The sequence below is a fragment of the Crossiella sp. CA198 genome, from assembly GCF_052078295.1.
Classification (GTDB): Bacteria; Actinomycetota; Actinomycetes; order Mycobacteriales; family Pseudonocardiaceae; genus Crossiella.
Window position 1 is genome coordinate 24,280 of sequence record NZ_JBQJIM010000049.1, and the last position, 16,690, is coordinate 40,969.

Sequence of the window (16,690 nt, forward strand, 5' to 3'; positions counted from 1 at the left end):
GGAGTGACTACTCGCGCCGCGGGGCAGCTTCCTCGGCCAGGCGCGCGCGGCGGGGCGCCGGGCCGAGGCTCTGTTCCAGCACGAACATCAGCCTCCGCAACAGGTCCTCCAGCTCGGCCAGTTCGGTCGAGCCCAGCGGGCTGATCGCCTCCCGCTCCCGGCGGGCCTGTTCGGTGACCACGGACAGGAAGATCCGCTGCCCTGCCGCGGTCAGCTCGGCCGGGGTGGAGCGGCGGTCGTTGCCGCTGACCGAGCGGATGATCAGCCCGGCCTTCTGCAGGCGTTCCAGTCGGCTGGTGATCGTGGTGGCCGGACTGAGCGTGCCTGCGGCGAGCTGGGTCGGGGTGAGCTGATGCGGCGGGCCGACCCAGTACAGCCGGGCCAGGATCTCGTAGTCGGCCGAGCTGAGGCCCTGCGGCGCGGCGCATTCCGCGGCCAGTCGTTCCAGGTAGCGGCTGGCCAGGTGCAGCCGGTCGACCACGCCCTCCACGGCGGGGTCCAGGCCGGGGATGACCTTCGCCCACTCGGGCACCCCGGAGTCGGTCTCATCAGGCGGCGGCGTGTTCGTCACCCGGCCGACCCTAGCCCGCTGCCGCAGAATGACCTTTATGAGCACCGCGAGCAGGAGAACCTTCCTCGGGCTGGCCGCCGTGACCGCGCTCCCGGTGCTGACCGCCCGGCCCGCGCTGGCCGCGGACAAGTACCCGTCGAACACCGCGCTCTACGCCGACCCGGAGCTGGCAGAGGGCATCGACTACGCCCGCCGGTACCGCAGACCGGAACGCTTCGACGACAACCTGTCAAAGCGGTTTCCCTTCCCTGACACCGCGATCCTGGCCCCGCACGGCGGCGCGATCGAAGGCGGCACCTCCGAGCTGTGCCACGCCATCGGCGGCTACCACCCCGGAACCCTGGAACCCACGCCGGCGGACGGGCCACGGTATGACCTGTGGATGTTCGAGGGCATCCGCCCGGCCGACAACAGCGAACTGCACGTGACCTCCACACACTGCGACGATCCGGTCGCGCGCTCGCTGGCCGGCGGGGCGCGGCGGGCGGTGGGCGTGCACGGCTGCTCCCCCACCCCACTCGGCCTGCCGGCCGGGGCGCGCGCGGTGCTGGTCGGCGGGCGGGACGACCAGCTCCGGCAGGCGCTGCTGACCCGGCTGGGCGCGGCCGGTTTCCAGGTCGTGGACGGGGTGAGCCACCCGACGCTGTCCGGGCGGGATCCGGACAACATCGCAAATCGCACGCTCAGCGGTGGCGGTGGCCAGCTGGAACTCACCACCGGCCTGCGGGATGCCATGTTCGGCACCAACACCCGGCCGGAGCGGCGGTACACCACGACTCCAGTCTTCTGGGACTTCGTCTCGGCCGTCCGGGTGGCAATCGCGGATGTGGCGTTGACCTCCAGTTAGGTAGAGATTCTAACTTCGTTGTATGGCAATCGAACTGAACCACACCATCGTCCAGTCCACCGACAAGAAGGCGGCCGCGGAGTTCCTCACCGGGCTGCTCGGCCTGCCGGACGCCGTGCCGTTCGGGCCCTTCCTGGCCGTGGAACTGTCCAATCAGGTCACTCTCGACTACCTCGACGTCGAGGGCACCCCGGTGCCCAACCACTACGCGTTCATGATCACCGAGGCCGAGTTCGACGAGATCTACGGCCGGATCACCGAGCGCGGACTGGACCACTGGGCCGACCCGATGCAGACCAGGCCGAATGAGATCAACACCAACGACGGCGGTCGCGGGGTGTACTTCCTCGGGCCGGACGGGCACATGCTGGAGATCATCACCCGCCCGTACGGCAGCGGTGAGTGACCGGATCACAACCCGTCGTAGCCTGCACAGTATCTTCACACTCTCTCCGCCCCCTCTCCATGGCGGCCGCCTAGGGTCGGGGCCATGGCTGGGGAAACACACCGGGTGCTGGTGGTCGAGGACGAGTTGACCATCGCCAGCTCCATCGCGGTCCGGCTGCGGGCCGAGGGCTTCGCGGTGGAGCTGGCGCACGACGGACCGGCCGCGGTGGCCAAGGCCGCCGAACTGGATCCGGACCTGGTGGTGCTGGACATCATGCTGCCCGGCTTCGACGGGCTGGAGGTGTGTCGGCGGATCCAGGCCCGGCGCGCGGTGCCGGTGCTGATGCTCACCGCGCGGGACGACGAGACCGACCTGCTGGTCGGCCTGGCCGTCGGCGCGGATGACTACCTCACCAAACCCTTCTCCATCCGGGAGCTGGCGGCCCGGGTGCACGCGCTGCTCCGGCGAGTGGAACGGGCCGCCCAGGCCCGCACCGCCGGAGTGTCGCTGCGGGTGGGGGACCTTGAGATCGACCCGGTGGAACGGCGGGTGCACCGGGCCGGGACCGAGGTCCACCTCACCCCCACCGAGTTCGAGCTGCTCACCCGGCTGGCCGAACGGCCGCGCGCGGTGCTGCCCCGCGAGCAACTGCTCACCGAGGTGTGGGGCTTCGCCGGTCCGGCGGCCACCCGCACCGTGGACAGTCACGTGAAAGCGTTGCGGCGCAAGCTCGGCAGCGATGTGATCCGCACCGTGCACGGCATCGGCTACGCGCTGGAGACGCCGTGAGGAAGCTGCGGCGGTGGGCGAACGCGGTCTGGGACGTGCTGCCCAGGCCCCTGGATCCGGTGCGGTCGATCAAACTCAAGCTGGGCCTGCTGGTCATGGGTGCGGTGACGGTGGCGATGGCCTTCTTCTGGTGGCAGATCGGCTGGATCCCGCCGCGCACCACCATCACCGCGCTGCTCGGCGCGCTGCTGGCCTCCCAGCTGATCGCGCATGGGATGACCAAACCGTTGCGGGACATGACCTCGGCCGCGATCGGCATGGCCGCCGGGAACTACCGCGAGCGGGTACGGGCCACCTCCAAGGACGAGGTCGGCCAGCTCGCCACCGCGTTCAACCAGATGGCCGCGGACCTGGGCGCCGCCGATCAGCAGCGCCGCGAGCTGATCGCGAACGTCTCGCACGAGCTGCGCACACCGATCACCGCGTTGCGCGCGGTGCTGGAGAACGTGGTGGACGGGGTCACCCAGCCCGATTCGGCCACCATGCACACCGCGCTGGCGCAGACCGAACGCCTGGGCACGCTGGTCACCGAGCTGCTGGACCTGTCCCGGATCGACGCGGGAGCGCTCACCCTGGACAAGCGGCACTGGGCGCTGGCGCCGATGCTGGCCCAGGCGGTGGCCGAGACCGAGGTGATGACCGCGGTGGCGGGCCGGGGGGTGCGCTTCACCGTGGCGGTGGACCCGCCGCAGGCCGTGGTGCTGGCCGATCAGGCGCGGCTGCACCAGGTGCTGGTGAACCTGCTGGACAACGCGGCCCGGCACGGCCCGCCGGGCGGCCGGGTGTGGATCAGCGCCAGCGCCGGGGCGGAGTCCGTGGTGTTGGAGGTCCGCGATGAGGGGCCGGGAATCCCGCTGGCCGAACGGGACCGGGTGTTCGAGCGGTTCACCAGGGGGGAACGGGCAGGCGGCGGCGGAACCGGGCTGGGCCTGGCCATCGCGCGCTGGGTGGTGGACCTGCACGGCGGCGTGATCGCCGCGGCCGGACCGGATTCCGGCGGCTGCCGGATCCGGGTGACATTGCCGAACTTGGCTGACTGACCGGGTTTTCTCCCTAGCCGGGCCACGGATGTGGCCGGGCCGATGGCTGCTGCCTTGAGGATGAGGATGAACGGGAAAGCACACGACGGGTGGGACCAGGCCGCCAACGCCGCCGAGGAACCGGTGGCCGGGCCGGGCGAACCGGATGCCGGTGCGGAGCAGCCGGACACCGCCGAGGGCACAACGCATCCGGACGCCGCGGCCAAGGAGGAGGTCGAGGCGCGGGCCGAGGATGAGGACGCGGCGCGGGACGAGTCCGAGGAGGCCGAATCGGTGTCCCACAACGGCCAAGACTCCGTACCAGAACGGCCAACACTCGCGACGGGGGTGGCGCCGGTGTTCGCGGCGTTGCCGCCGCGGCCGTACGCGCCGGGAGCGGTGGTGCTGGCGGCGGCCGGAGTTGGGCTGGCCGGGGCGTTCGCGTTGCCGCTGGACCGGCCGGGGATCGGCTGGGGGCTGGTCGGGCTGGTGCTGGCGGTGGCCGTGGCCGTGTGGCTGGTCGCGCGGCGGGACGGCGAGGTCGAACTGCCCGCCGGGGAACGGGTGCTGCGGCTGGGCTGGGGGTTGCTGGCGATCGGGTTGCTGGCGGTGGGGGCGGTGCGGGACGCGTCCTGGCTGTTCGTATTGTGCGTGCTCGGCGCGGGGGTGGCAGGCTCGCTGGCGGCCGGCGGCGGAAAGTCGTTCTTCAGCCTGTTCGCGGGGGCCTTCTCGGTGCCGGTGACCGCGCTGGTGCGGCTGGACTGGGTGATCCGAGGCGCGGCGGCGTTGCGGGTGCGCGGTGGCCGGGGGCGGATGCTGGTGTCGGTGCTCGTCTCGGTGCTGCTGCTGCTGGTCTTCGGCGCGTTGTTCGCCGGGGCGGACGCCTCCTTCGCCGCACTGGTCGCCGCGGTACTGCCCACTGTGGACGGTCCGTCGATCGTGCGCGGCGGATTTGTGTTCTGGGTGCTGGTGTTCGGCACCGCCGGGGCCTGCCTGGTGGCGGTCAAGGGCGCGCCCAAGGCCGCCGAGCGGTCGGCCCGCACGATCGCCCTGCTGGAGTGGGCGTTGCCGGTGGCGGTGCTGGTGCTGCTCTTCGGCGGGTTCGTCGCGGTGCAGATCGCGGCGTTGTTCGGCGGCGACCAGTACGTGCGGCAGACCGTCGGCCTGACCTACGCCCAGTACGCCCGCGGCGGGTTCTGGCAGCTCAGCGCGGTCAGCGTGCTCACCCTGGCGGTGATCGGCCTGGCCACCCGGTGGGCGCCGAAGGACACCGGGACGCAGCGGCTGTGGCTGCGGGTGCTGCTCGGCGCGCTGTCCGTGCTGACCCTGGTGATCGTGGCCTCCTCGATCAGCCGGATCCTGACCTACCAGGAGGTCTACGGCGCCACCGTGCTGCGGCTGCTGGTGCTCACCTGCGAGCTATGGATCGGCTTCGTCTACCTGGTGGTACTGGCCGCCGGGGTCCGGTTGCGCGGGTCCTGGGTGCCCCGGATCATGGTCACCTCCGCCCTGACCGTCCTTTTCGGACTCGCGGTGGCGAACCCGGAACGCATTGTGGCGGAAGGGAACATGGCCAAGGTGTCGCGACTGGACGCGTGGTACCTGGCGGAGATGTCGGCCGACGCGGTGCCGGTGCTGGACGGCCTGCCCGAACCCATGCGCAGCTGCGTGCTCGGGCCGATCAGCCGCAACCTGACCGCCGACCCGAGCTGGCGGGACTGGAACGCGGCCAGGTCGAGTGCCAGGGAACTGCTCGCCCGGCGTCCGCTGGAGCCGCTAGGCGACTGCGACAGCCGAGGCCTGCCGCGGCCGTACTGAGCGCTTCTTCTTGCGCTGCAACCACCATTCGGCGGCCAGCAGGGTCACCGTCCAGCCCAGCCAGGCGGTCAGGCCGGAGATCGCCTGGCCGAGGGCGACCTCGCTGCCGCCGAAGGTGGTCGCCAGCTGCGGTTCCAGCCACAGCCCGACCGGGATGCCCCACAACCGGTTGGTGATGATCGACATGGTCAGCGCGAAGCTGCGGATCATCCACTTGCGGTGCTCGCCGAAGCGGCGCTGCCGGGCCGCGTGCACCGCGGTGGCGGTGAAGGCCAGCCACAGCACCGCCAGCAGCACGTTGCTGACCTGGTTGATCGGCCCGAACGGGCTGTTCGCGCCGACGATGAACCCGCTGATCCCGGCCGGGAGCACCCCGGCGAAGACGTAGACCCGGCCCAGATACCTGTGCGCCAACGGATACCGCTGCCGGAACCACGGCCACACCTGGAGGCTACCGCTGATCATCGCCACCGAGGCGAACAGCACGTGCGCCACCAGCAACGGGTAGTGCCAGCTCGCGCCCCCGGGCGCGGGCACCCGGGACTGGGCCGGGTCGAAGGTCAGGTAGCGCGGCAGGGAGAACGCCAGGAACACCGTCACCAGCAGGAACAGCGGGGCCACCCAGGGCCGTCGCCACCACCGCGTCGCGGCCGGTTCCCGTTGCGCGGTCAGGATGTCCGTCATCGTCTCCCCCGGAGTTCGCGTGGCTGGTCGAGGGAAACATTAGGCAGCGGGCGACCCGGATCCGATGGCGTCAGGCCGTGCATTCACGGTGGGCAAAGCCCTACCTCCGATCAGCCGGTCCGATCGGGCAGATCCTCCGAGCCGGTGATCAGCATGCCGTCGGAGAACACCTCGTACCGGCCGCGCCCGGCCCGCTTCGCCTGGTACATGGCCACATCCGCGCGGCGCATCAGGTCGGCGGCATCGGCAGTGCCGCGCGGGCTGAGCGCGATGCCGATGCTGGCGTTGACCCGCAGCTGGCGGCCGGCGATGAGCATCGGCTCGGCCAGCGCGTGCAGGATTCGTTGCGCCACCAGCACCGCGTCCTCGGTGTTCTCCACCCCGGTGAGCAGCACCGCGAACTCGTCCCCGCCCAGCCTGGCAGCCACATCCGAGCTGCGCAGCTGGGACTTGAGCCGTTCCGCGGTGCAGATCAGCAGGTTGTCGCCTGCCGCGTGGCCCAGGGTGTCGTTGACCGCCTTGAACCGGTCCAGGTCCACGAACAGCACCGCCACCCGGTCCGGGCCCGCGGTCAGCGGGGTGGCCTGGGTGAGCAGCTGGGAGAGCTGGTCCAGGAACAGGCCGCGGCTGGCCAGTCCGGTCAGCGAGTCGTGGAAGGCCCGGCGCATCTGCTCGACCGTGTTGGCGTCGGTGAGGGCCAGGCTGACGTGCTCGGCGAAGGAGCGCAGCATCTGCACGTCGCCGCTGGCGTAGCGGCGAGTGGCCTGGCCGGAGCCGATCAGCAGGCTGCCCGCCACCTCCCCGCTGTCATAGACCGGGGCGGCCATCGCCGCGCGCAGCCGCCCATCGGTCAGCCGGTGCAGCAGCGCGGCCTCCGGCAGCCGCCCGTAGCGCACCACCACGTCCTCCACCAGCACCGCCTCGCCCGCGGCCCCGGTCTCCACCAGCCGCACCCCGGAGCGCTGCTCCTGCTGGTCCGGGCGCAGGCCGACACTGGCGGCCAGCCGCAGTTCGTCCGGCTCGGCCGAATCCCGCAGCCACAGCCCGACGATGCCCGCGCCGAGCAGGTCCGCGGCCGCGTTGGTGATCATGTCCAGGATCTGCGGCAGCGGGCGGCGGCGGGAGATGGCCCGCTGCACCTCGAACAGGTGCTCCATCAGCCGTTGCCGCTGGCGCAGGGTGGCCACCAGTTCGGCGTTCTCCGCGGCCTGCCGTTCGCCGCGCTCGCGCATGGCGTGCTCGGCCTGCAGCGTGCGCAGCATGGTCAGGGTCAGTTCCAGCAGCCGGGCCATCCCGCGCATGAGATGGCGTTCCTCGACCGAGAACTCCTCCGCCCAGCGGGCCAGCACCAGGTGGCCAGGGTGGCTGCCGCCCCAGCCGGTGGCCACCGCGTGCGTGCGGCCCAGGCCCGGCACCTCCAGGTCTTTGCGCTCCTGCCGGGTCACCTCCAGCAGTTCGGCCACCGGCACCGCCCCGGCCGGGAAGCCGATGCAGGCGGTCACCTCGCTGCCGAAGACCACCGCGGCCACCTCGGCCTCCAGGGCCTGGGCAGCGCGTTCCACCGCGCCGTGCACCGCCGAATCCTCATCGGGGTAGGCCGAGACCACGGCCAGCAACTCCAGTAGCTGCTGGCCGTGCAGGGCCTCAAGGGAGTCCGCCATCAGCCGAGCGCCAGCACCGCGAGAGTCTGGTTGTGAAACCCGTCGATCCCGCGCACCCGCGCGATCTCGCCCGAGGTGTGGAACCCGCCGAAGGGCTTGCCCGCGCAGCGCCCGGCGAAAGTCTCGTTCTCCCGGCGGGTGCCGTCCTGACCGAGCACCGGCAGCAACGCGCTGCAGCTGAAGGTGAGCAGCCCCAACGGTTCGGTGCCGCCGAGCCCGTCGATCGCCTCCGCGCAGGCCTCGTCGGCCGCGGCCAGGATGGACTGCTCGTCCCCGCACATCGCCCAGGTCAGGCAGCCGTGATCGATCGCGCTGCCACCGCTGATGGTCCGGCCGGCCAGGTCGAACCCGGTGGCCAGGTTGCGCGGCTGCACCCCGCTGCGCCGTTGCACGCCCAGCGGACGGGGCAGCGCGAACCGGGTGAACTCGGCTGCGTCGACATAAGCCTCCGGTGGTGCGCCCAGCCGGTCCAGGTAGACGTCCATGGCCGGGCGGTCGTCGAGCGTGTACACCCTGCCGTCCCCGGTGCTGGTGACGATCATCGGGTCGCCGAACTTGCGCCAGCCGTGCTTGACCGAGACCGACAGCGGCCCGGCCGAGGCGATGGTGGCCGCGACCACCGCGTCGGTGTGCACCTTGCCGTCATGGAAGAGGAAGGTGCTGGCGACCAGCCCCCGGCTGGTGTCCCGCTGCTCGGCCGCCGCGCCACCGACCATCGGCACCCCCGCGCCGAGCACGCCGTAACAACCACGCAGGATCGACTCCTGCTCGCGCACCAGGCTGTCGGTGAGCAGCAACATCACCTTGTTGGGCAGCCCCGAGCGATCCTCGGCCGCGGTGGCCACCTCGGCCCCGGCCACCCGCTGCCTCCCGGCCACCCCCTCGGCGACCGCGGTGGTCACCGAGAAACCCGGGCCACCCAAGGCGATCGCCACGATGGACCCACCCCGCGAGCCACTCGGACTGATCTCCCCCCGGGACGAACACCCGATCACCGGCACCCCAGGCGCGGCCATGGCCAGCCCCTCGGCCACCTGCGCCGGGTCGTAGACCACGGAGGCGAAGACCAGTAGCAGCCGGGCATCCTCGCCGTTGAGCGCACCCGAGGCGGCCCGGAAGGCCGCGATGGCGGCATCCGGCCCCGCGGCCGAGCCCACACCCAGCCAGCGGCCATCGGCCCCGACGCCGTTTCCGCTCATTCACCCCTCCAGCCGGTGAGTCCGGTACCAAAGTAGTGCCAGCCCGGCGTCACCACCATGAGGCGCGAGTATCCGACACCCACCGGAGTCATCGGAGGTCTGGGCCGGTGACCGGATGTGGTCAATGTTGCGCAGTGCAACCAGGATCGACCGGGAGTCCACTGTGGACACTTGCGGATCGTGCTCAGGACAGCTCGGCCGTCCACGCCCAGTCACCGGGCTGCGTGCGCAGCGTGCGGAGGACCACGGCGATCGCCCGCTCCATGGTCGCCGCGTCCACGCGGACAGCCTGCCCCGGCTCAGTGCCGTTGACCACGAAGGTCCACTTGTCCTTCGGCCGCTCGGCGTCGAACTTGAGCAGCACCTGCCAGCCCCGGTCGGCCAGTTCAGCCATGATCAGCTCGACGTCCAGCGAGCCGCCGACGTCCTCAGCCAGCCCGGCAAAGCACTCGGGCAGCGTCGTTCCCTCCCACCAGGCCGAGGATCCCGACTGGTTGAGTCGCCACCGGCCGCCCGGCCCCAGACTGATCAGGGTCATCACCCCGGCCTCGCCCCACCGCTCCAGCACCCGCTCGACATCGATCACGCCCGCCATTGTGGTCACCGGGGAAGATGCGTGCCCGCCACGCATGCGCCACCCCCACCCCACCGCGCACGCTCACCCCACCCCCACCCGGACGGAGTGCGTGCGATGCCCTTGCGGGACCTCGGTTTCAGCGCGGCGGCCGAAGCCGTCTACCGCGCCCTCCTGGACAACCCCGACACCACCCCCGATCACCTCGCCTGGCTGGCCAACGCCCCCCTCGCCCCCGTGCTCGACGCCCTGCTGGACCTCGGCGTCCTCCGCCCCGACCCGGAGCGCCCCTGCGGACTCACCGCGCTCAACCCGGCCACCGCACTGGCCGAACTCATCAACCGCGTCGAACAGGACCTGCTGCGCAAACACCGCCGCGCCGGGGACACCCGCGCCGAACTCCCCGAACTCATCGCCCGCTACCACCCCACCGCCGCCGAGGTGCTGCCCGGCGAACCGCTCAGCGAGGTCGACCGCCGGGTCCTGGAGCTGCTGGCCTCCGGGATCACCGATGAGGCGGCGGCCAGGATCGTCGGGTTCTCGGTGCGGCAACTGCGGCGGCGGGTGGCGGCATTGATGGCGCGGCTGGAGGCGGCCAGCCGGTTCGAGGCTGGGGTGGCGGCGGCGCGGCGGGGGTGGGTGCGGGCGGCAGGAAGGTGACATCTGGCTGGTCAGGTTCCTGACCTAGCCGGGCCGGCGGAAATGTGCGTGCTTCCTACCCATGACTACGTGGTGGTGGGGTGGCAGCGTGTCCGCTGTGCCTGACGCCACCCGCCGCACCCGCCCCGAGGTCCAGCTGGACCCGAGCTGGTGGGCGCCCGCCCTCGCCCTGCACGAGCGGGCCGAGCATGGCGTTCCGGCGGGCGCGGGCCACCGGCCCAAGCACTGGGACCAGGACGGGCTGGACGCCGCGTTCGCGCTCCGGCTGGCCGAGCTGAACCTCACCCCGGCAGCCGCCCAGGCCCTGCGCGCCGAATCCGCCGCCGAGCTGGCCGCGCGGATCCGCAAGCCGGACTGGGCGGCCTCCGCCGAGACCGCGGTGCGGATCGCGGCCTCGCTCACCGGGTCCTCGGCCGAGGGCCTGGACTGGCGGGACGCGCTGGCCCGGCCGCTGCGGCCGTTCGTGCTCGACGCCGCGGACCAGGTGGCCGCGGGCGCCGCCACGCTGTCCACCAGTGCCCTGGACCTGGCCGGTGTCGCAGACAGCTTCAGCCGCACGCTCTCCCGCCGCCTGCTCGCCATCGCCGCCCGCACCCTGGTCGGCGAGCTGCACCGGCGCCGCACCACCGGACGGCTGCGCGGCCCGGACGGCCGGGCCCGGTTCACCGACTTCGCGCACCAGCTCACCGACGCCACCGGGCTGGCCGAACTGATCACCGACTACCCGGTGCTGGCCCGGCTGCTCGCCCAGACCAGCGTGAACGCCGCCGAGGCCACCGTGGAACTGCTCGCCCGGCTCAGCGCCGACCACGCCGAACTGGTCGCGACCCTGTTCCAGGGCACGGACCCGGGCCCACTGGTGGAGATCGAGGCGGGCAAGGGCGATCCGCACCGCGGTGGGCGCTCGGCCACCCTGCTGCGCTTCGCCGACCGGCGGCGACTGGTCTACAAACCGCGCGACCTGGGCGCGCACCTGCTGCTCGGCAGGCTGCTGGACTGGACCGAGAGCCACCTGCCCGGCCTCGGCCTGCGCGCCGCGCCCACCCTGGCCCGCGACGGCTACGGCTGGTCTGCCTACCTGCCCGGCGCGCCGGTGCACAGCCACGCCGAGGCGGCCGAGTTCTACCGCAAACAGGGCGCGCTGCTGGCCCTGCTGCACGCGGTGCAGGCCACCGACATCCACTGCGAGAACCTGATCGCCGACAGCGACACCCCGGTGCTGGTCGACCTGGAGACCCTGTTCCACCCCGACCTCACCGGCGCCCCCGGCACCGGCGATCCGGCCGCGGACGCGCTCACCGCCTCGGTGCACCGGACCGCGTTGCTGCCGCTGATCGTGGTCGGCGAACAGGGCGCGCTGGACATGTCCGGGCTCGGCGGCGACGGCGGCCGGACCGCCCCGGGCAGCGTGGTGGACTGGGCCGAACCGGGCACCGACTCGATGCGCCTGGTCCGCGCCGCCAAGACCTTCGACGGCGCCCGCAACCGCCCCGTCCTGGACGGCCGGGCCATCGACCCCGGCGAGCACGAGACCGCGCTGCTGGACGGGTTCCGGCTGGTCTACGACGTGATCAGCGCGCACCCGGACGAGCTGGCCGCGCTCGCCGAGTCCGCCGCCGACCTGCCGCTGCGCGTGGTCACCCGCCCCACCTGGACCTACTCCACCCTGCTGGATGAGACCACCCACCCCGGCGTGCTGCGCGACGCCCTGGACCGGGACCGCGCGCTGTCCGTGCTGTGGTCCGGGCGGTCGCACCCGGTGCTGGCCCAGCTGCTGCCGCACGAGCTGGCCGACCTGTGGGCCGGGGACGTGCCGCTGTTCACCAGCGCCCCCGGCGGCGGCGAGATCCGCACCGCGGCGGGCAAACCGCTCAGCGTGCCGCTGGGCCGGACCGGGCTGGCCGCCGCGCTGGCCGCGATCGGCCGCTTCGGCGAGGTGGACCGGCAGGACCAGGAGTGGATCATCTCCGCCGCACTGGCCACCCGGCAGCCCGCGGGCGATCACCAGGACGCGGCCCCGCTGCCCGGCCCGCGCACCGGCAGCGCGGCCGAACCGGACCGGCTGCTCGCCGCCGCCTCCGCGGTGGCCGACCAGATCGTGGCCCGCGGCATCCCCGGCGGCGACCGGGTCAACTGGCTCGGCCTGGAACTCGTGGACGACCGGCAGTGGCTGGTGCTGCCCATGGGCGCGGGCCTGGCCACCGGGCACATCGGGGTGGCGCTGTTCCTGGCCCAGCTCGCCGGAGCCACCGGCGTGACCCGCTACGCCGACACCGCCCGCCGGGCCCTGCGCGGGGTGCCCGAGCTGCTTGCCGCGCTGGAGCGCTCGCCCCGGCTGCGGGACGCGGTCGGCTGCGGCGGCACCCAGGGCCTTGGCGGCATCGCCTACGGCCTGGCCCGCCTGTCCGTGCTGCTGGCCGAGGACACCCTGCGCGCCGACGCCGGGACCGCGGTCGGCCTGGCCGGGGCCGCCGCCACCGCGGGCGCGGACCCGAGCTGGGCCACCGGCACCGCGGGCTGCCTGAGCGCGATGCGCGCCGTGCACACGATCACCGGACTGCCCGCCGCGCGGGCCCTGGCCGACGGCTGCGCCGAACACCTGGCGCACTGCCTGGACCAGGACCTGGCGCTGCCCGGCGGATTCGCCAACGGTTTCGCCGGACTGGCCTGGGCGCTGGCCCAGGACGGCCGGCGTCCTGACCTCGCGGCCGAGGCCACGCGCCGGTCCTCGGCCGCGGGGCCCGGCTGGTGCGCGGGCGCCGCCGGGCTCGCCCTGGCAACCGGCGACCTCGGCGATCTCGCCGACCACCCCGTCCTGCGCGATCTCAGCCTCTGCCACGGCGAGCTGGGCGTGCAGGAAGTGCTGACCGTGCTGGACGGCCCCCCGGCCGCCCGCCGACGCCGCGCCGGACAGGTACTCGACGCCCTGCACCGGCTCGGCCCGACCTGCGGCGCACCCGCCGGTGTGCCCACCCCCGGCCTGCTCAACGGGCTCGCCGGGATCGGCTACGGCCTGCTCCGCCTCGCCTGCCCCGAACAGGTCCCCTCGGTCCTGTTGCTCCAAAGCTGATCCGACCCCCAGCAGACACCCCGATGACAGGAGAAACTCCCTTGTCGAAGCACATCCAGACCCCCGAGCTGCACGACTTCACCGAGCCGGTCGGCGCCCTGCGGCTGCTGCCCGAACTGAACTTCGGCGCCCGCGCGGTCGCGCTGACCCGGCTCGCGCTGCCGGTGGGACTGCTCGCCGTCGGCTTCTTCGGCAGCGCTGCGGGCGCGCCGGTGGACGAGAGCACCGCGGCCGGCATCACCACCTGCTGCCCGCCGGTCACCCTCTGATCCCAGCTCTGCCCAAGCGGGCAGCCGAAAGGCCAGTCGGGTCACGGGACCTGACTGGCCTTTCGGCAGCGGCTAAGGTCCGCTGAGTGCGGCACCGTTCGTCGATCCTGGTCGGTCGGGACACCGAGCTACAGGCCGTGATGGCCGTCCTCGCGGCGGCCCGCGCCGGACGCGGCGGCGCGCTCTTCCTGGTGGGCGAGAGCGGGATGGGCAAGTCCCGGCTGGCCGCCGCGATCGCCGAATCCGCTTACTCAGCCGGGATGAGCCTGATGCGCGGACGGGCCAGCGCGATCGACCCGATGGCCCCGTTCCGCCCGCTCACCGAGGCGCTGCTCTCGCTGCTGCGCGCCGAGGACGTGCAACCGGCCGCGCTCGGCCCCTACGGCCCGGTGCTCGGCCGCCTGCTGCCCGGCTGGGGCGACGGCGGCAGCCGGGAGGGCGATTCGCTGGTCATCCTGGCCGAGGCGGTGCTGCGGCTGACCGGGCTGGTCGGCAAGGACCGCGGCTGCCTGCTGGCCCTGGACGACCTGCAGCACGCGGACGCGGAAACCCTCGCCGTGCTGGAGTACCTGATCGACAACCTGGACCTGCAGCCCACCCTGCTGCTCGGCGCGATCCGGGACGAGCCCTGCGCGGCGCTGCGCATCGCCCGCGCCGCCGCCCAGCGCGGCCAGTGCGTGCTGATCGAGCTGAACCAGCTGGACCGGGCCGGACTCGCCGCGCTGGCCGCCTCCTGCCTGGACGTGGCCACGGTGCCGCCCGCCGTCACCGACCTGCTGTGGGCCGGCAGCGGCGGCAACCCGTTCATGATCGAGGAACTGGTGGCCAGCATGGCCGAGGGCGGCCTGATCACCGCAGGCGGCGGCGTGGTCAGCATCGCGGAGGAACTGCCAGCCACCCTGCCCACCACCGTCTCCCGGGCGCTGGCCCAGCGGGTCGAGGCGCTCAGCCCGCGGGCCCGCGACCTGCTCACGGTGGCCGCCGTGCTCGGCCAGCGCTTCCCGCTCACCGTGGTGCAGCGGGTCACCGGCCTGTCCGACCGGGAACTGCTCAGCCTGCTGCACGGCGACCTGGCCGCCCAGCTGGTCGCGCCGGATGAGACCACCGCGGACTGGTACGCCTTCCACCACCAGCTCAGCCGCGAGGCCGTGCTGGCCCAGATCGACAAGTCCACCAGGGCCGAACTGGCCGCCACGCTGGCCGACGCGGTCGAACAGGTGCACCCGGGCCTGCCCGAGGCCTGGTGCCAGGTCGTCGCCACCCTGCGCCGCGCCGCCGGCCAGCACGGCGCGGCAGGCAGGCTCTACACCGAGGTCGGCAAACGCGCCCTCGCCCAGGGCGCGGCCGGTTCCGCGGTCGCCCTGCTGGACCAGGCGTGGGAACTGCTCCGGCACGACGAGGCCGCCAGCCGGGCCAACGCCCTGGAACTGCTCGTGCACGCACTGGCCGAGGCAGGCGAGGTGGAACGCGCACTGGACTCGGTGGCCATCCTGGACCAGGTCGGCGGCCTGGACCCGCGCCGCCGCGCGCACCTGCACACCCGGCTGGGCTGGGCCGCCGCGGTGGCCGGACGCTCCGCGGACGGGATCGTGCAGGTCGAGGCGGCCCGCGCGCTGCTCGGCCCGGACCCGGCCGCCGAGGACACCGCGCCGATCGACGTGGTCGCCGCGCACCTGGCCCTGGACATCCCCGGCCCCAGCCAGCTCGCCACCGCCGAACGCCTGGCCCGGCAGGCCGCCGAGGTGGCCGAGACGGTGCCGCTGCCGGTGGTGGCCTGCCAGGCCTGGCAGCTGCTCGGCGCGATCACCCGGCACCGCGACCCGGAGGAGGCCACCGCCTGCCTGGAACGGGCCCGCTCGGTCGCGGTCCGGCACCAGCTGCCGATCTGGGAGATCCACGCGCTGATCCGGCTCGGCAACGACGACGCCCTGCGCACCGGCGCGCTGGACCGCCTGGAACACACCCGCGAACTGGCCTCGGCCGCCGGCGCGATCACCGCCCGCTACCAGGCCGAGGCGAGCATCGCGCTGCACTCCATCCTGCGCGGCGAGTTCGACACCGCGCAGACCCTCATCGACGGCGTGCTGCCCGCCACCACCCGGCTGAAACTCCTGGAGACCACCCAGTACGTGCTGCTGCTGCGCGCGGTGCTGGCCGGACACCAGGGCCGCCGCCGCGAACTGGACGAGGCACTCACCGAGTTCCGCGCCTGGCACGGCGACCCGGCCCTGCACGCCCCCCGCATCCACGGCCTGGCAGGCAGTTTCTGCGCGCTGCTGGAGGAGGACCGGCCCCGCGCGCTGACCGAACTCGCCCGCGCCCTCGACGGCGAGGACGCCGAAAGCTCGGTCTTCCACCTCTCCGGCCGGCACGGCCTGCACCTGCTGCTCACCGTGCTGTGCGGCCGCACCGGCCGCGCCGCCTACGAGGAGTTGGCCGCCAACCCGGCGGGCGGCCTGCGCTGGGACCGCCAGTTCGCCAGCTTCGCCAGGGCGGTGTTGCTGGGCAGGGAAGGCCGCGGCGAGGAGGCCGCCGAGGCGGTCTTCGAGGCACTGCGAGTCGGCCAGCCGTACGAGATGAGCAGGCACCTGGGCCTGCGCCTGGTCGGCGAGGAGGCGCTCAGCGCGGGCTGGGGCGAACCGGTGGACTGGCTACGCACCGCCGAAAGCTACTTCCACCGCCTGGAAGGCTCCTCGGTGGCAGGCGCCTGCCGGGCCCTACTGCGCAAGGCGGGCGTGCGGGTCTCCCAGCACCGCGAGGGCGCCGGCGGCATCCCACCCGGCCTGCGCTCGGTCGGCGTCACCGTCCGCGAGTTCGAGGTGCTCCGCCTCCTGATCGGCCGCCTGGGCAACCGCGAAATCGCCGAACGCCTGCACCTGTCCCCCCGCACGGTAGAACGCCACGTCTCCAACCTGATCACCAAAACCGGCCTCCCCAACCGAATAGCCCTCAGCGAATACGCCGCCGACCTGGACTAACCCCACCCCCACCAGCGTGTTGGCCGTTGCCGTACGGCGTGTTGGCCGTTATGGACGGCGAGTTGGCCCAACTCGTACGCCACGTTGGCCGTTGTGGGACAGGGCGGGACGGGGCGGAGGGGTGAAACCCCCACGACGAGGGCCCTCGCGTGTTCTCCGTACG

General features: G+C 73.1%; 14 protein-coding genes. 9 read left to right on the forward strand and 5 right to left on the reverse strand.

Annotated features, from left to right (window positions below):
* Nucleotides 1-7: 7 nt before the first annotated feature.
* Nucleotides 8-571 carry a MarR family winged helix-turn-helix transcriptional regulator gene (locus ACTOWY_RS43120; protein WP_441315381.1) on the reverse strand — a complete coding sequence of 188 codons (564 nt, stop codon included), beginning with the start codon at nucleotides 569-571 and terminating at the stop codon, nucleotides 8-10.
* Between the two features lie 37 nt (nucleotides 572-608).
* Between ACTOWY_RS43120 and ACTOWY_RS43125 the strand changes: the two genes are divergently transcribed.
* The 5 genes from ACTOWY_RS43125 (at nucleotide 609) to ACTOWY_RS43145 (ending at nucleotide 5,432) form a co-directional block, all read left to right on the forward strand.
* The gene (locus tag ACTOWY_RS43125) at nucleotides 609-1,418 is read left to right on the forward strand and encodes a poly-gamma-glutamate hydrolase family protein (RefSeq protein WP_441315382.1); all 810 of its coding nucleotides are present in this window, start codon (nucleotides 609-611) and stop codon (nucleotides 1,416-1,418) included.
* A 22-nt stretch (nucleotides 1,419-1,440) separates the two neighbouring features.
* Entirely contained in the window at nucleotides 1,441-1,824 is a 384-nt protein-coding gene (locus ACTOWY_RS43130) for a VOC family protein (protein WP_441315383.1), read from the forward strand.
* An 84-nt stretch (nucleotides 1,825-1,908) separates the two neighbouring features.
* The gene (locus tag ACTOWY_RS43135) at nucleotides 1,909-2,595 is read left to right on the forward strand and encodes a response regulator transcription factor (RefSeq protein WP_441315384.1); all 687 of its coding nucleotides are present in this window, start codon (nucleotides 1,909-1,911) and stop codon (nucleotides 2,593-2,595) included.
* Nucleotides 2,592-3,635 carry a HAMP domain-containing sensor histidine kinase gene (locus ACTOWY_RS43140; protein ID WP_441315385.1) on the forward strand — a complete coding sequence of 348 codons (1,044 nt, stop codon included), beginning with the start codon at nucleotides 2,592-2,594 and terminating at the stop codon, nucleotides 3,633-3,635. The genes ACTOWY_RS43135 and ACTOWY_RS43140 overlap by 4 nt, the downstream gene beginning before the upstream one ends.
* Before the next feature lie 66 nt (nucleotides 3,636-3,701).
* Nucleotides 3,702-5,432, forward strand: a complete 1,731-nt coding sequence (locus ACTOWY_RS43145) for a DUF4153 domain-containing protein (RefSeq protein WP_441315386.1) — start codon at nucleotides 3,702-3,704, stop codon at nucleotides 5,430-5,432.
* Here the strand turns inward: ACTOWY_RS43145 and ACTOWY_RS43150 are convergent.
* The 4 genes from ACTOWY_RS43150 to ACTOWY_RS43165 form a co-directional block, all read right to left on the reverse strand.
* Nucleotides 5,391-6,116: a DUF2306 domain-containing protein gene (locus tag ACTOWY_RS43150; protein ID WP_441315387.1), complete on the reverse strand. Its 726-nt coding sequence runs from the start codon at nucleotides 6,114-6,116 to the stop codon at nucleotides 5,391-5,393. The two genes, ACTOWY_RS43145 and ACTOWY_RS43150, sit on opposite strands and share 42 nt — an antisense overlap.
* A gap of 110 nt (nucleotides 6,117-6,226) precedes the next feature.
* Complete coding sequence (locus ACTOWY_RS43155; protein ID WP_441315388.1) at nucleotides 6,227-7,777, reverse strand: diguanylate cyclase domain-containing protein; 1,551 nt, start codon at nucleotides 7,775-7,777, stop codon at nucleotides 6,227-6,229.
* Nucleotides 7,777-8,976 carry an FIST signal transduction protein gene (locus tag ACTOWY_RS43160; protein ID WP_441315389.1) on the reverse strand — a complete coding sequence of 400 codons (1,200 nt, stop codon included), beginning with the start codon at nucleotides 8,974-8,976 and terminating at the stop codon, nucleotides 7,777-7,779. Before ACTOWY_RS43160 ends, ACTOWY_RS43155 begins: the two co-directional genes overlap by 1 nt.
* A gap of 184 nt (nucleotides 8,977-9,160) precedes the next feature.
* Nucleotides 9,161-9,562 (reverse strand): hypothetical protein, encoded by a 402-nt coding sequence (locus tag ACTOWY_RS43165; RefSeq protein ID WP_441315390.1) that lies wholly within the window; start codon nucleotides 9,560-9,562, stop codon nucleotides 9,161-9,163.
* Between the two features lie 105 nt (nucleotides 9,563-9,667).
* On the opposite strand from ACTOWY_RS43165, the gene ACTOWY_RS43170 reads away from it, so the two are divergent.
* The 4 genes from ACTOWY_RS43170 (at nucleotide 9,668) to ACTOWY_RS43185 (ending at nucleotide 16,527) form a co-directional block, all read left to right on the forward strand.
* Nucleotides 9,668-10,210 (forward strand): hypothetical protein, encoded by a 543-nt coding sequence (locus ACTOWY_RS43170; protein ID WP_441315391.1) that lies wholly within the window; start codon nucleotides 9,668-9,670, stop codon nucleotides 10,208-10,210.
* 88 nt (nucleotides 10,211-10,298) lie between these two features.
* On the forward strand, nucleotides 10,299-13,280 hold the full coding sequence (locus ACTOWY_RS43175) for a type 2 lanthipeptide synthetase LanM family protein (RefSeq protein ID WP_441315392.1): 2,982 nt from the start codon (nucleotides 10,299-10,301) through the stop codon (nucleotides 13,278-13,280).
* Nucleotides 13,281-13,321: 41 nt separating this feature from the next.
* Nucleotides 13,322-13,549, forward strand: coding sequence for a hypothetical protein (locus ACTOWY_RS43180; RefSeq protein ID WP_185009726.1), 228 nt, complete (start codon nucleotides 13,322-13,324; stop codon nucleotides 13,547-13,549).
* A gap of 86 nt (nucleotides 13,550-13,635) precedes the next feature.
* Nucleotides 13,636-16,527 (forward strand): helix-turn-helix transcriptional regulator, encoded by a 2,892-nt coding sequence (locus tag ACTOWY_RS43185; protein ID WP_441315393.1) that lies wholly within the window; start codon nucleotides 13,636-13,638, stop codon nucleotides 16,525-16,527.
* Nucleotides 16,528-16,690 lie beyond the last annotated feature (163 nt).